At 69.1% G+C, this 13,926-nt stretch carries 13 protein-coding genes and 1 pseudogene; 5 read left to right on the forward strand and 9 right to left on the reverse strand.

The genetic code is table 11. From position 1 onward, the window contains the following. Positions 1–50: 50 nt before the first annotated feature. A complete protein-coding gene (locus BCEP18194_RS30915) occupies positions 51–662 on the reverse strand; it encodes a hypothetical protein (protein ID WP_011355231.1) in 612 nt (203 codons plus the stop codon). A gap of 294 nt (positions 663–956) precedes the next feature. Between BCEP18194_RS30915 and BCEP18194_RS30920 the strand changes: the two genes are divergently transcribed. Beyond that, on the forward strand, positions 957–1,727 hold the full coding sequence (locus BCEP18194_RS30920) for an IclR family transcriptional regulator domain-containing protein (protein ID WP_011355232.1): 771 nt from the start codon (positions 957–959) through the stop codon (positions 1,725–1,727). A gap of 105 nt (positions 1,728–1,832) precedes the next feature. Here BCEP18194_RS30920 and BCEP18194_RS30925 read toward each other — a convergent pair whose 3' ends face one another. The 6 genes from BCEP18194_RS30925 to BCEP18194_RS30945 all read right to left on the reverse strand — a co-directional run bounded on the left by BCEP18194_RS30925 (position 1,833) and on the right by BCEP18194_RS30945 (position 7,934). Next, positions 1,833–4,133, reverse strand: a complete 2,301-nt coding sequence (locus BCEP18194_RS30925; protein WP_011355233.1) for an ATP-dependent DNA helicase — start codon at positions 4,131–4,133, stop codon at positions 1,833–1,835. Further along, on the reverse strand, positions 4,130–5,824 hold the full coding sequence (locus BCEP18194_RS30930) for a VRR-NUC domain-containing protein (RefSeq protein ID WP_011355234.1): 1,695 nt from the start codon (positions 5,822–5,824) through the stop codon (positions 4,130–4,132). The genes BCEP18194_RS30925 and BCEP18194_RS30930 overlap by 4 nt, the downstream gene beginning before the upstream one ends. A 96-nt stretch (positions 5,825–5,920) precedes the next feature. Continuing rightward, the gene (locus BCEP18194_RS30935; RefSeq protein ID WP_011355235.1) at positions 5,921–6,799 is read right to left on the reverse strand and encodes a MipA/OmpV family protein; all 879 of its coding nucleotides are present in this window, start codon (positions 6,797–6,799) and stop codon (positions 5,921–5,923) included. 203 nt (positions 6,800–7,002) lie between these two features. Beyond that, entirely contained in the window at positions 7,003–7,314 is a 312-nt protein-coding gene (locus BCEP18194_RS30940; protein WP_011355236.1) for a hypothetical protein, read from the reverse strand. 16 nt (positions 7,315–7,330) lie between these two features. Further along, complete coding sequence (locus BCEP18194_RS41435; RefSeq protein ID WP_157687320.1) at positions 7,331–7,522, reverse strand: hypothetical protein; 192 nt, start codon at positions 7,520–7,522, stop codon at positions 7,331–7,333. 112 nt (positions 7,523–7,634) lie between these two features. Then, a complete protein-coding gene (locus BCEP18194_RS30945) occupies positions 7,635–7,934 on the reverse strand; it encodes a hypothetical protein (protein ID WP_011355238.1) in 300 nt (99 codons plus the stop codon). 141 nt (positions 7,935–8,075) lie between these two features. Between BCEP18194_RS30945 and BCEP18194_RS40400 the strand changes: the two genes are divergently transcribed. From BCEP18194_RS40400 to BCEP18194_RS30955, 3 genes are all read left to right on the forward strand, one after another. Next, on the forward strand, positions 8,076–8,324 hold the full coding sequence (locus BCEP18194_RS40400; protein ID WP_011355239.1) for a hypothetical protein: 249 nt from the start codon (positions 8,076–8,078) through the stop codon (positions 8,322–8,324). Between the two features lie 372 nt (positions 8,325–8,696). Continuing rightward, a complete protein-coding gene (locus BCEP18194_RS30950; protein ID WP_011355240.1) occupies positions 8,697–9,128 on the forward strand; it encodes a CBS domain-containing protein in 432 nt (143 codons plus the stop codon). A 59-nt stretch (positions 9,129–9,187) separates the two neighbouring features. Then, entirely contained in the window at positions 9,188–9,712 is a 525-nt protein-coding gene (locus BCEP18194_RS30955) for a PRC-barrel domain-containing protein (RefSeq protein WP_011355241.1), read from the forward strand. 12 nt (positions 9,713–9,724) lie between these two features. On the opposite strand, the gene BCEP18194_RS30960 is transcribed toward BCEP18194_RS30955, so the two are convergent. Together BCEP18194_RS30960 and BCEP18194_RS30965 are read right to left on the reverse strand one after the other, a co-directional pair. Continuing rightward, positions 9,725–10,336, reverse strand: a complete 612-nt coding sequence (locus tag BCEP18194_RS30960; RefSeq protein ID WP_011355242.1) for a DUF4142 domain-containing protein — start codon at positions 10,334–10,336, stop codon at positions 9,725–9,727. 107 nt (positions 10,337–10,443) lie between these two features. Then, positions 10,444–12,462, reverse strand: coding sequence for a hybrid sensor histidine kinase/response regulator (locus BCEP18194_RS30965; RefSeq protein WP_011355243.1), 2,019 nt, complete (start codon positions 12,460–12,462; stop codon positions 10,444–10,446). 409 nt (positions 12,463–12,871) lie between these two features. Here BCEP18194_RS30965 and BCEP18194_RS30970 point away from each other — a divergent pair. Beyond that, positions 12,872–13,919: pseudogene (locus BCEP18194_RS30970) on the forward strand (sigma-54 interaction domain-containing protein). Positions 13,920–13,926: the final 7 nt, after the last annotated feature.

The raw sequence follows: 13,926 nt of genomic DNA on the forward strand, positions 1-13,926 counted from the left end.
TACCATCCTCCGCACCCGGTCGGCGGCTGCGCCGGCCGCCTCCTCCCGCGTTACTCGCCTCCCCCGCAATCGACATCGCCGCCGCCCATGTGGTCGAACCCGTAGAGCATCACGGCCGTCGTGCCTCGCGCGGGGTTGCTCGGGCGCTTCGCGAGGCTTTTGTCGAGCGGGGCCGACGGATACTGGACACTCGTGTCCATCAGGTTGCTCGGCTCCGACCGCAACTCCGCTTCGGTCAGCTTGCTCCCTTCCGCGCGCGGCAGCCCGAACGCCTTGCGCACGTCCGCTTCGTTCCACGTCCCCTTCAGCGTGACGGTGACCAGTTGCAGCCGGCCCTGCTCCCAGTCCAGATCGACCTTCGTCGCGAGCGGATGCACGCTGGCCGCGAGCCGGTCGGGGAACGCCGGGCCTTCGTAGTAGGCCTGCGTGTTCTTGCACGCGTCGCCGGTGTTCCGGTACTTCTTCAACGCGCAATTGAAGCGCTTGTCACGGTAGCCGAAGGTCGTTTCGACGTAGCAGCCGAATGTCGGCGACGTCATGCGCGGCCACGCACGCACGTCGACGGTCGGCTTCGGGAGCGGCGTGCCGGACGAAGGATTCGCCGCGGCAAGCAGCGGCACGGCCGTGACGAGCACGGCCAACACGGATTCGCGAATTTTCATTGTTCTGTTCCAGTCGAGGCGGCGATTCTAGCGCGGCTTCGCCAGAGCAATCGTCCCTGCAATGCGGCGCAATAGCCGCAAGACTCTCGGCGTGTATTCCACATAAGGCGTGCACGTCCGGCCGCTCCGATCGTTCGGCGTATCGCCGGTTGTCGTCGACGGTCATGTTCCGGGCTCGGGGCACACATCCAGCGTCGAATCGTACAAGCCCCGGCTGGGCGTCGCGGCAGAGCCGATCTGCGCGATAATCGCCCATTCGCGCGCGATTACCGCGCACTCAGCCCCCTTCCGACGATGAAAAAGCCCGAACTCGACCGACGCGACTGGATTGCCGGCCTCGAAAAAGGCCTGGCGATCCTCGAGGCGTTCGACAGCCAGCACGCACGCATGACGCCCACCCAGGCCGCCGCGCGCACCGGCCTCACCCGCACGGCCGCGCGACGCTACCTGCTGACGCTCGAATCGCTCGGCTACGTGTACACCGACGGCAAGCTGTACGGCCTCACGCCGCGCGTGCTGCGGGTCGGCTGGTCGTACTTCGATTCGGCGCGCCTGCCGCGCACGGTCCAGCCCTATCTGCAGCAATTGAGCGCATCGCTGAACGAGTCGGCGTACGTGAGCGTGCTCGACGGCTGGGAACTCGTATTCATCGCGCGTAACGGTGTGTCGCGCGTGATGACGACCGGCTTCGTGCTCGGCGCGCGCGTGCCGGCGCCGCTCACGTCGCCGGGCGTCGTGCTGCTCGCCCATCATCCCGATCGCGAAGCCGTGCGCGCGTGGCTCGACGATACCGAACTGCCGCCGTTCACGCCGCACACGATCACCAACAAGGCCCGCCTGCTCGAACAGGTCGACCAGGCGCGCGACGCCGGTTTCGCGGCGATCGAGCAGCAATTGCAGGTCGGCGTGCGCGGGATCGCGGTGCCGTTGAAGAACCGTCACGGTGAAGTGGTTGCCGCGCTGAGCACGAACATGCCGATCGGCGCGGAGACGACCGACGCGGCCGTGCGGCGCGTCCTGCCGCACCTGCAGGAAGCCGCGCTCGCGATGCTGAATGTGCTGTAGCGGCAGCACCCACCCAGGCCGCGTCCACGGCCGCCCGATCTCGCTACGCGACGGATGGCACCCACTTGCCGGAATCGGCCGTCTGCCGGCAGCGCTTCTTCCGTCTCACCCGATTCGCCACCACCGCGGCAGCAGATCGCGCACTTCGCGCCGCCGGTAACGGTCGTCGATCAGGTGCACGACGCCTTCGTCGTGCTCGGTGCGGATCACGCGCCCGGCCGCCTGCACGACCTTCTGCAAGCCCGGATACAGGTACATGTAGTCGTAGCCGTTGCCGAAGCGCGCGTCCATCGCACGCCGCATCTGCTCGTTGACGTCGTTGACCTGCGGCAGCCCGAGCGTCGCGATGAACGCGCCAATCAGCCGCTCGCCGACCAGGTCCACGCCCTCCGAAAACGCCCCGCCCAGCACCGCGAAGCCGACACCGCGCCCGCCCGCGTCGAAGCGTGCAAGAAACGCGTCGCGCTCGCTTTCGGCCATGCCGGGCGCCTGCGCCCAGACGGGCACGTCCGGATGCCGAGTCTGCATCAGCGCGACCACGCGCCCCAGGTAGTCGAAGCTGCTCAGGAAGCCGAGGTAGTTGCCGGGCCGCGTCGCGTATTGCGCGGCGATCAGGTCGACGATCGGTTCGAGCGAACGGTCGCGGTCGCGCCAGCGCGTCGACACGTGGCTCGCAACGCGCACCGTCAATTGCTCGGCGCGGAACGGCCCGTCGACGTCGAGCCAGCCCGTGTCGCCCGGCAACCCGAGCGTGTCGCGGTAGAAGTGAAACGGGCTCAGCGTGCCCGAGAACAGCACGGTCGCGCACGCGGCTTCGTAGCGCGGCGCGAGAAAGCCGGCCGGAATCACGTTGCGCACGCACAGCGTCGACTGGACGCGTCGCCGGCGGCCGGCCGACGCGACGCCGTCGAGCGCCGGCTGGCGCGGCATCGGTTCGCTGTGCAGCGTTGCGTCGAAGATCGACGCGCTGTCGAATGCTTCCGCAAGCACGCCGAACTGGATCGCCTCGAAATGAAACCGCAGCAGTGCGTCGCCGTTCGCGCGCGGCGCGTCGGTCAGGTGCTCGCCGATCGCTGCGACGAGGTTCTGCACGGCCGACACGATCGGGCCCGGTATCTCCGGATACGCGGCATAGCGCTCGGCCTGCGCACGACTGACCGTGCCCCACGCGCGGGCGAGCCGGTCGAAGGCCTTGCGCAGCCCAGCGGGCGCGGCCTCGCGGGCCGCCGCGAATGCGAACGGATCGAGCGACGCGCTGTACATCTTGCGCGCGCGATCGAGCAGGTTGTGCGCTTCGTCGACCAGCACGCCGACACGCCACTGGTTCTGCTGCGCGAGCGTGTGCAGCATCGCGCTGCCGTCGTAGTAGTAGTTGTAGTCGCCGATCACCATGTCGGACCAGCGCGCGAGCTCTTGCGACAGGTAGTACGGGCAGACGTCGTGCGCGAGCGCGGCCGCGCGCACCGTGTCGCGGTCGAGCAGCCCGGCCTCGATCGCCGCGTCGCGCGCGGCCGGCAGCCGGTCGTAGAAACCTTTCGCCAGCGGACACGATTCGCCGTGGCACGCGCTGTCCGGGTGCTCGCACGCCTTGTCGCGCGCGACGAGTTCCAGCACGCGCAGCGGCAGCGCGGGCGTGCCGGCGCCGAGCGTCGTTGCCGCTTCGAGCGCGAGCGCGCGGCCGGGCGTTTTCGCGGTCAGGAAGTACACGTGGTCGAGCTCGCCCTCGCCGCAGGCCTTCAGCAGCGGAAACACGGTGCCGACCGTCTTGCCGATGCCGGTCGGCGCCTGCGCCATCAGGCAGCGCTCATCACGTGCCGCGCGATAGACGGCCACCGCCAGCTCGCGCTGGCCGCTGCGGAACTGCCCGTGCGGAAACGCGAGCGCGCGCAGCGCTGCATCGCGCGCCGTGCGGTGGGCCGTCTCGCGCTCCGCCCAGCCGACGAAGCACGCGCACTGCTCGGCGAAGAACGTCGCGAGTTCAGCCGCTCCCAGCGTTTGCGTCAGCACCGTCTCGCGTTCGGACACGATGTCGAAATAGACGAGCGCGACATCGATTTCCTGGAAGCCGCGCGCGTCGCACAGCAGGTGCGCATAGACCTTCGCCTGCGCCCAGTGCAGCGCGCGGTGATTGGCCGGCATCGCATCGAGGCTGCCGCGATAGGTCTTGATCTCCTCCAGGCGATTCGCCACCGGGTCGTAGCCATCCGCGCGACCGCGCACGGTGAGCGTGCCCCAGGTGCCCGTCAGCGCGATCTCGGTTTCGTAGCGTGCGCCACGATTCGACGTGACCGCACCGTGGCCGGCGATGCCTTCGAGCGCGGTCGGCGCGGGCGTGAAGCGCAGGTCGAGATCGCCGCGTCGCGCGGTGAACTCGCACATCGCCCGCACCGCGACGACGTAACTCATGCCGACAGTCCCGCCGCTTCGGCGTGCGCGACGCCCTCACCGGCCCACTCGACATCGATCACGCGCACCGGGATGCCGTGCGCGACGCAGTACGCGAGCCAGCGCGTCTGGTTGTCCTGCAGGCGGTCGCCGGGGCCTTTCACCTCGACGAGTTCGTAGCGGCGCTCGCCGGGCCAGAAGCGGACGAGATCGGGCAGCCCCGACCGGTTGCTGCGGATATCCGCGAGCAGGCGCGTGAACCACAGCCGCAAATGCTCGGGCGGCAGGCACGCGAGCGCCTCGTCGAGCAGTTCGTCGCTCAGCACGCCCCAGAACACGAACGGCGATTGCAGCCCCGCCTTCGTCGCGAAATGCCGGCGGATCGTGTCGCGATATGCACCCGAATCGAGTTGTGCGAAGCACGCCGCAAATGCGTCCGCACGGCGCGCGACGAAATCGGGGGCGTGCAGGTCGGCCGGGCCGCGCTGGAACGGGTGGAAGAACGCACCGGGCACCGCGGCGAACACGGGTTCCCAGCACAGCAGCCCGAACAGCGAATTGATCAGCGTGTTTTCGACGTAATGGACCGGCGACGCCGGTTGCGCGAGATGGTCGCGCACCGCGAATTCGACGCTGACGAACGCATCGGGGCGCGCAAGCACGAGCGTTTCGCGCGGCACGTCCGCCGCGGCGGCCGCACGTTCGACGCGCTGCCCGAGCCGGCGCTGCAGGCGCGGCAGCATGCGCTCGACACGCTGGCGCTCCTCGTCGCTCTCGAAGCCGCCGCGCGCATCGAGTGCCAGCGCGAGCGCATCGTCGTCACGCCCGCAGCGTTCGAGCACGCGGATCCGTCGATGGCGGCTGCCGGGCCATGCGCTGCGCACATACGCGTCAAGCGCGGCGGCCCAGTCGGCCCGGCGCTCGCAGGTTTGCCCGAGCGCGAACAGCAGCTTCGCGCGGCGCGTCGCAAGCCACGGCTGCGCGCACCCGACCGCGTCGATGGCGCGCATCAGGTCGTCGAACGGCAGATCGTCGGGCCAGGCGTCGAGCGCATCGCGGCACATCTGCAGCGCGAGATACGCATCGACGTCGCCGCGCTGCTGGAACGCGCGCGACGACGGCGCGATCGGCACGCTTTCGTACTGGAACACGCCGAGATCGGCGAGCACGAACTCGCTCCAGTCCTGATGCAGATTGCCGAAGAACATCAGGCGCAGCCGGTCGCACAGCGCGCCGACCGTCACGCGCAGCACGCGGTCGTCGGCCTGCGCGCACCACGCGTCGAACGATTGCGCGACGTCGTGCGCGGGACGCAGCCGTTCGAGCCATTCGGGCTTGCGCTCGCCCGCATGCGCGGCGAGTGCCGGGAAGATGCGCAGCAGATCGGCCTTGGTCGACAGCGCGAACAGTTCGTCGAGCGTCAGCGCAGGCGCCGGATCGACCCAGCCGAGTTCGACGAGCGGCGCGGCTGCGTCGAGCGCGCAGCCGATTTCGTCGTAGACGAGCTTGCTGGCACGGAAGTCGGAGCCGTTGCGCATCAGCATCCGCACGAGCAGCGCGCGCGACGCCTGCGGCAGCGTCGCGAACTGCCGGACGAACGCGTGCTCGTGCGCGTCGAACAGGTCGTCGTAACGCGCGCCGAGCCAGGCGAGCGCGCGTTCGAAATTGGTCAGGTAGTAAAACGCCGGGGGCGTCGGCGATGCAGGCGTCACGGGGATTGATCACTGTACATTTGTACAGGTCGGAATCATATCAAATGTGACGGCCGATGCCGCACGCCCCTTCGGCCATCGGCTGCCCGGCCCCGCTCAGAACTGGTAATTCACCGACATGTCGAACACGCCGTTGGTCGACTGCTGCGTGATCGGGCTGCGCGCGGCGCGGCCGACGAGCTGCTCGATCGCGCCGTCGATCGTGACGAACCAGTGCTTGTTCACGAACCAGGCCATCGTCACGCCCGCGCCGAACGACTTCATCCCGGCCCCCGACGAATAGGCCGGCAGCCCGGACCGCGCGGCGGCGCCCTGACTCACGCCGAACCAGCTGTTCATGTAGCGCGAATCGGCGAACGACACGGTCGGCCCCGCGAACCAGAAGAAATGCTCGTTGCTGCCCGGCAGCGGCATGTACGCGGAGAAATCGCCGACCCAGCCGTTCGAGCCGCCGATGCTGCGCCGGATATTTGCGCGCAGCACGAGCGGAAATTCCTTCGAGATCACGTAATCGGCAGCCAGCTTCATCACCGGTGCCGCGTTGATGTTGTCAAGGCCGTTCAGGTGCTGGATATCGTCGGCCGAGCGCCGCCCGAGGTCGTACCCGACGGACAGGCTCACGCGCCAGTTCGGCCCGCGCAGCACGTTCGCGCCGAGCCCTTCGCCCGTCGACAGGAAGAACAGGTCGCGATAGCGGATATCGATCGTCGGGCCGCCCATCACCCGATAGCGGTCGGAGCCTGCATAGCGCGGCTGCAGCGTCATCGCGGCGCCCATGCTGATATCCCAGGTGGAGACGTTCGGATCGTAGAGTTTTTCGAGCGGCACGCCCGCCGAGTATTGCCACTCGCCGAGCGGCGAAGGCGTCTGGGCCGACGCGTCGCGGGCGCCAGCCGCGGCGAGCGCCGCGCAGGCCGACACGCCGGAAACGAACCGGCGTGCGCCGGGGGACAGCAAAGGGCGAGCAACAGTCATCAAGGTCCCCGTCGGTTGCGCGAAACGAACCTGAAGTAAAGCGCATTGTGCCTCTTCGGCTGCAGCGGCTGGCAGCCTGCGGCGCGAACGTAGCGTGCGCTGAATTAACGGACATCCTACGCGACGCGCGCGCAGACGCAAAGCGCCCGCTGCGCGCGGGCACTTTGCCGTGCGCAGCGACCGTCCTTTGAAGCGTGGTGGAATCAGAATCGCTCGACGTGATAGTCACCGGCCAGCGCGGCCGGGCTGCGCGTCGACATCATCCGCGAGAAGCCGTCGGCGAGCCGGCCGAGCGCGAGCTGTTTCTGGCTCGCGTCCCAATGCGTATAGGTGTCGTACGCGGCATCGTCGAACGACACAGTGACGGCAACCGGGTGGCCGCTGGCGCGGAAACCGATCTGCAGCACGCCGCCCGGCAGTTCCTCGATGTGATAGCGCAACGAGCGCGATTCGAAATAGCGGCCCAGCACCTGAGCGATCGCGCGCTTGTCTGGCGATTGCACGTGAATGTCCATGAGGGTCCTCCTTTTTTCAGTGTTCGCGCGGACGGTGGTGATGCCCTCCTCCCGGCATCCGCATCGGCGGCGGGTGCGACGGCGGGTCGCCCTGAGGCAACCCGTCAGGCACGGGCGGATCGACAGGATCGTCGTGCCCGGGCGTCGGGTCCGGGTCGACGTCGGGTGTCGTCGGTTCGGGGCGGTGCAGCGTGAATGGCGTATTCATGTCTCTCCTGCGTGACGGCGCGCGCATCTCGATGGCGCCGTCATCGCGTGCAAGCGGCGTACCCGCTCCTGCGCGGCCCGAGTGCCCGCGCCGGTCGGACGCGGCCATGTGCTCAATCGTCGTACGCCGCCATCACCAGCCACATCGAGCGGCCCTCCGTGGTCAGCCATACCGCGAGCGCGAACCGGTCGGACGGCGTGCATTCCGCGACGAGCACCCGCTGCGCGCGCTCGGGGCCGTCATAGATGACGTCGTTCAGTTCGCGTACTTCGTCCTTGCCGTCGAACATGCGCCGCTCGGGCCGATAGATCCGCGACTCGCGCTTCCACGTGTCGAAACGCTCGCGCACGTGGGATAAATCGCCGCCGCATACGTTCGCGTCGTAACGTATCCTTTCCCTGGATGCACTCATCACGATGTCCTCTCGTTCACGCCGACGGCGCGCGTGGCTGCGCCGCGCCCCGTGCGGTTTCGCCGACGCGCAAGCGTCGTGCCGTCGGCCCCGCGCAGGCATGGCGCTTGCGCCCGTATCCATGACCAAGGAGGTTCGACCATGACCGTTCACGCCCCCGGCCGCCACCACGCCGTGTCACCGGCTGCCGGACTGCTCTGGCTCGCCACGTCACGCCCGCCGTCCGAAGACAAGACGGAGGAACGCATCGACGAGGGACTCGAGGAGACGTTTCCGGCCAGCGACCCGCCCGCCGTTGGCGGCGCGACCCGTATCGATCCTGCCAAGCCGTCCGGCGAGCACGAACGCCGTTCGCCGCACGTCCCTTCCCCGCCCCCCGATCACGGCTGACGGCGGCAACCGGCTCGCGCTGCGCGGCGGCGCAGCGGCGTGCCGGAGCAATTCGGAGTTGATCTGATGAAACGCCTTGAACGCAGATGGCATGAAATCAGCGGCGCCGCCGGCGTCGCAGCGCTGGCGGCGATCGAAAGCGCGGTCGTGCTCGCGATCGTCGCAATGACGGGCATCGGCCACTGACATCCTGCCCCGCCCGTTCGCGGCTGCTGCCGTGGAAGATGTACAAGCGGGCTGGCAAATTTCTCCGTCGCCTGACCGCCCGGGGCCTGTTCACGCGAGTAACGGGCTTGCGCTGGCCCGGCGTGTGCGGCCCGCACGCGGCACGCCATCTGCTCCCGGATCGTCCTGCTCACGAAGGAGGCGTTCATGTATCGCGTCACCGAGATCATGTCGCGCGACGTAGTGTGCGTCGCGCCGACCGACACGATTCGCCACGCGGCCGAACTGATGCGGCGCTTCGACATCGGCGTACTGCCTGTTTGCGACGGCCCCGAACTCGTCGCGATCGTGACCGACCGCGACCTCGCGATGCGCGGACTGTCGCACGGCCATTCTTCCGATACACCCGTGCAGGCGGTCGCGTCCAGGCCCGTGCAGTGGTGCGTCGAGGACGACGGTGTCGGCGACGTCCAGCAGCGGATGGCCGACGTGCAGTTGCATCGGCTGCCGGTGCTCGACCGCAACCGGCGGCTGGTCGGCATCGTGTCGCTCGGCGACATCGCGACGCGCGCGGGCGGCCCCGAGCGCGACGAGCTCGCCAATACGCTCGAGGACGTGTCGCTGCCGCGCCGGCGCTGACCGGCGCCCGTTCATGTCTCGCGGCCCGCCCGGGCGCCGCTTCGACCAGGAGGTATTCGATGACAACGGACACTCCGTCGCGCGACGACACGCGCATCGTCGGCAGCAACCGCCGCACGGCCAGCCGCGGGCCGGGGCCCGACGTGATGGCTGCCCGCACGCTCGAAGGCGATCGCGTCCTGACGATGGACGGCGACGACATCGGCCAGGTCGCCGACATCATGCTCGACGTGCGCTCCGGCCGGATCGCGTATGCGGTCGTGTCGTCGGGCAACCTGCCCGGGATCGGCGACAAGCTGCTCGCGGTGCCGTGGAACGTCCTCGTGCTCGACGTCGAGCGCCAATGCTTCGTGCTGCCGGTCGCCACCGAACGCGTGCGCGAAGCCCCCGGCTTCGACCGGAACCGCTGGCCGGCCATGGCCGATCCGGAGTGGGCCGAGGCGCTGCATGCGTACTACGACAGTTCGCCGTACTGGCTGATCGAGGAAGGTGAAACGGCGCTCGACTCACCGCCGTACGAGGCGTCGCCGGGCGGCCCCGAAGCGTCTGAAACCCCTGAAAGCCCGGACAGCGGCAAGCGGTAGCGCGATCGTCGCTCAGTGCGCGGCCGCCACCGTCTGCGCAAGTTGCCGGGCGGCGGCCAGGTGTGCGTTCAGCGTCGGCAACGCGTTGGCCGCGAACGCGCGCAGTTGCGGATCGCGGCCGTTCCGCGCCTCGGCTTCGTAGAGGCGGATCGCCGCTTCATGCGCGCGCGGGCCCGCCAGCGCGACATAGGCCGTGTCGAACGCATGGCCCTCTTTGGTTCGCAACGCGGTCACGGCCGGATCGACGAGCATCCGCGACTGCACCGGTACGCCCTTGGCCGCGCCAAGCTGCCGCAATTCGCCCGCGATCCGTCCGTGGTCATCGACCATCCGGCGCGCGAACGCCTTCACGGCCGGGTTCGACGAACGGTCGAGCGCGAGCTGGCTGGCCTGCCGCTCCACCTTGCCGATCATGCCGGCCTTGTCGACGAATTCGACGTCGATACCGGTCGGCCTCTGCGTCATGCCGGCCTCGTCGGCCGTCGTGCCGGGGCGGATGACACCCGGCGCGACCCGCGCCGACGAAGCCGGTGCCGCCTGTGCATGCGCGAACGCGGCGGTCGATGTACCGACGATCGCGGTCAGCACGATCGCCGCCGGCCGGTGGATTCGATTCGTTTTCATCCGGACCTCCGTGTGTCGGGACGGAACGGACCGGCCGCGCGGGTTGCCGTTGCGTCCATCGCGCCTCCTTGCCTCGTGGATGACCGGGCAAGTGGCCACGCCGGCTGCTACCGGCCGCGCTCTTTCCGATCGTGCGCGGCGTCCGGCGCGACATCGGCGATCACGCTTGCGAGCGTCGGCATGTCCACCGGCTTGCGCAGATATGCGTCGAAGCCGGCCGCCATCACGCGGTGCCGGTCGGCGTTACCGGCGTGGGCCGTGACCGCGACGACGGGCAGATGCCCGCTGCCTCCCGGCAAATGGCGGATGCGGTCGAGCAGCCAGAAGCCATCACCGTCCGGCATCGCGAGATCCGACAGCACGACGTTCGGCGCCTGCCGTTCCACCACGTCGAGCGCGTCGTGCCCCGATTGCGCGGTCGACACCTGCGCGCCCATCGTTTCGAGTGCCGCGGCGAGGCTCGCGCGCGAGGTCGCATCATCGTCGACGACGAGCACGCGCTGGCCGTCGAGCGTCGCTGTCTCCGGTGCGCCCGCCGCGTGCAGCAGGTTTTCGACCGGATCGTCGACGTCCCAGCCGGCCGGCAGCGTGACCGTGACGGTCGTCCCGCGTCCGGGGCCGGCGCTCGTCGCGACGACGTCGCCGCCATGCAGTTGGGCGATGTTGCGCACGATCGACAGGCCGAGCCCGAGGCCGCGCTTCGGCGACGCGAATGCGCGTTCGGGCCGGCTGAACGTCTCGAACAGGTGCGGCAGGTATTCCGGCGCAATGCCCTGCCCGGTATCGGCGACCGACAGCCGCACGCGCTCGCCTGCCCGGGCCAGCGACACCACGATGCGGCCGCCCGGCGGCGTGAACTTGATCGCATTCGACAACAGGTTCGACAGGACCTGGCGCACGCGCTCGCGGTCCGCCGGAATCACGCAGGTGGGCATCGCGTAGTGGGTCGACAGCTCGAGCCCGCTCGCCTGTGCCGTCGCGTCGAGTTCGCGGGTGGTATCGCGCACGACCCGCACGAGATCGACCGGCACGCGCTCGAGGCGCAACCGGCCGGTCGCGAGCGACGACGCGTCGAGCAGGTCGGCCACCATGTGCGACAGCGACCGCGCGCTGCGATCGATCGCGTCGACCGCCTGTTGCGCGAGCCCCTGACCGTCGACGTTGCGCAGCACCTCGACCCAGCCGTAGATCACGTTCAGCGGCGTACGCAGTTCGTGCGACACCGTGGCCAGCAGTTCGTCCTTCAGCCGGTTCGACGTGTCAGCCTGTGCACGCGCGTCGCGGGCGCCGCGCAGCGAACGCAGGTTGCGCCGCTCGCCGCGACGGCGTTCGTGCGCATCGCGCAGCGTCATCGACAGGCCCGTGCAGTTGCCCTGCGTATCGACCATCGGCGCGGCGGCGAAGGTCGCACGAAAACGGCCGCCGTCGCGTCGCACGCACAATACGTCGAGCGGACCGACCGACGCGTGCAGGTTCGCGAACGACGCGGGCAACGGATGGTGCCGCAACCAGCGCGGCGCGATCATCGCGGCGACGTCGCGCCCGGCGGCCTGCGCCGCGTCGATGCCGAAGATCCTCCGCGCGGCCGGATTCCAGCTCGTGATCCGGCGTGCGGCATCGACACCGACGATCGCGTCCGGTGACGCGTCGACCACGTGGCGCAACAGGCTGTCGTCAGGCACGGGCTCGCGCGCGGTGGCGGGCACGGGCTCGGGCTCGCGATGCGGCTCGCGGGCATCGGCATCGGCGTCGCCGTCGTCATCGGGATCGGGATCGGGATCGCGCAGGCGATCGTTCGCAAGCAGCGGCTTCACAGCCATCACGAGCACACACTCGACGAAGCTGATCGCGACGAATGCGCCCGCCTGCGCGAGCAGCGTCGCCAGCGGCGCATCGCGCCACCACAGCGTGCCGATCACGGCCACGCTCACGGCGGCCGCAGCCAGGCCACCGCCGAACGACGTCAGCCATGCGGCTGCCGCCACGCCTGCATAAAAAGGCAGCGGCGCAAATGGCGTGTGCTCGCCGACGACGCGAACCGCCCACGCCTGCAGCGCGGACGCCAGCCCGACGGCCAGCACGATCCATGCACCCTGCCGTAACAGCTCTCGGGTCAGGGTCCTCATTGCATCCTTGCCTCGCGCCGGCTCCGGTCGCACGGCGTCACGCCGCTGGTCGACCATCCGGCCTGCCGTCGAGCGTGCCGGGCGAGCCCGGTGGTATCAGCAAGTGGCATGCCCGACGCGGGCCGCGGATGGCCGAATGGTGGGCCGTGCCGGCTGCCTGGCCGCGTGGCAGCCCTGCGGGCCGGGCTGCAGCGGACGGTTGGACACAGGCGGATTGGTGGGCCGCATCGGCGCACAACGGTCACCACCGGCTTTTTCATCCGAACGATGTAAAAAAGCACCGATACGACCCTGGATCGCACAGAAATGCCGCGATTCATGCCAGGAATCGATGGTCTGTTCCTTCCGTCCCCGCTGCGCACATTGGAAATTTCTATTTTGCGGCACCTTCGCAGCCATTTCGCTGTCGATGAAAATATTGCAATCAACGGAACGCGTGGTGCCGATTTTCAAAACGGCCCCGCCAATGCCGATCCATGCCAATGGGAGAAACCGCAAACCGGTCGAAGCAACGTGCAGACGGCCGCCGGTTGTCCGGCCGGTCCACCGCGATGCGCACGCTGCTCGGCCGCATCGAAAAGATCGCACCGACCCGCGCCAGCGTGATGATTGCCGGCGAAAGCGGGGTCGGTAAGGATATCGTCGCGCGCCGGCTGCACGATCTCAGCGCCCGGAGCGATGGCCCGTTCGTCCCCGTGAACTGCGGCGCGATTCCACCCGATATCGCGGAATCGCAATTGTTCGGGCACGAGAAAGGCAGCTTCACCGGCGCGATCGCGCAACGGGAAGGCGTCTTCGAAGCCGCGCGCGGCGGCACGCTGCTGCTCGACGAGATCGCGGAGATGCCCGCGCCGCTGCAGGTGAAACTGCTGCGGGCGATCGAGTCGAATGTGATCGTGCGGGTGGGCGGCACCGAGCCGATTCCGCTCGACGTGCGCATCGTGTCGGCCACGCGCCACAACCCGGCCGAAGCCGTGCGCGACGGCCGGCTGCGCGAGGACCTGTTCTACCGGCTCGCCGCGTTTGCGCTGTACGTCCCGCCGCTGCGCCAGCGCGACAGCGACATCGAGACGATCGCACTGGAATTCGTCGACGCGCTCAACGCGCGGCACCACGCGCACAAGCGGCTGACCGACGCAGCGATCGCGGCACTGCGCGCGTATTCGTGGCCCGGCAACGTCCGCGAGCTGCACAACACCATCGAGCGCGCGTACATCCTGGCGGACGATGGCATCGACGTCACGCTGCCGAAGCCGGCGATGCCGCCCGAGCGCCTGTCGGAGAACACGATGGCGCTGCCGCTCGGCGCGACCTTGCACCATGCGCAGCAGCGCTTCATCGCGGCGACGCTGCACCACTTCGACGGCAACAAGCCACGCGCCGCGAAAGCGCTCGGGATCAGCCTGAAAACGCTGTACAACCGGCTTGCGCTGATGCGCGACAACGGCCGCTCCTGAGCGGCGC

The organism is Burkholderia lata, from assembly GCF_000012945.1.
GTDB lineage: Bacteria > Pseudomonadota > Gammaproteobacteria > Burkholderiales > Burkholderiaceae > Burkholderia > Burkholderia lata.

Bases quoted from the DNA above. Each gene is read 5' to 3' on its own strand.
- BCEP18194_RS30920 (WP_011355232.1), top strand. From the start codon at position 957: ATGAAAAAGCCCGAACTCGACCGACGCGACTGGATTGCCGGCCTCGAA.
- BCEP18194_RS40400 (WP_011355239.1), top strand. From the start codon at position 8,076: ATGACCGTTCACGCCCCCGGCCGCCACCACGCCGTGTCACCGGCTGCC.
- BCEP18194_RS30925 (WP_011355233.1), bottom strand. From the start codon at position 4,133: ATGAGTTACGTCGTCGCGGTGCGGGCGATGTGCGAGTTCACCGCGCGA.
- BCEP18194_RS30940 (WP_011355236.1), bottom strand. From the start codon at position 7,314: ATGGACATTCACGTGCAATCGCCAGACAAGCGCGCGATCGCTCAGGTG.
- BCEP18194_RS30950 (WP_011355240.1), top strand. From the start codon at position 8,697: ATGTATCGCGTCACCGAGATCATGTCGCGCGACGTAGTGTGCGTCGCG.
- BCEP18194_RS30965 (WP_011355243.1), bottom strand. From the start codon at position 12,462: ATGAGGACCCTGACCCGAGAGCTGTTACGGCAGGGTGCATGGATCGTG.
- BCEP18194_RS30945 (WP_011355238.1), bottom strand. From the start codon at position 7,934: ATGAGTGCATCCAGGGAAAGGATACGTTACGACGCGAACGTATGCGGC.
- BCEP18194_RS30935 (WP_011355235.1), bottom strand. From the start codon at position 6,799: ATGACTGTTGCTCGCCCTTTGCTGTCCCCCGGCGCACGCCGGTTCGTT.
- BCEP18194_RS30955 (WP_011355241.1), top strand. From the start codon at position 9,188: ATGACAACGGACACTCCGTCGCGCGACGACACGCGCATCGTCGGCAGC.
- BCEP18194_RS41435 (WP_157687320.1), bottom strand. From the start codon at position 7,522: ATGAATACGCCATTCACGCTGCACCGCCCCGAACCGACGACACCCGAC.
- BCEP18194_RS30960 (WP_011355242.1), bottom strand. From the start codon at position 10,336: ATGAAAACGAATCGAATCCACCGGCCGGCGGCGATCGTGCTGACCGCG.
- BCEP18194_RS30915 (WP_011355231.1), bottom strand. From the start codon at position 662: ATGAAAATTCGCGAATCCGTGTTGGCCGTGCTCGTCACGGCCGTGCCG.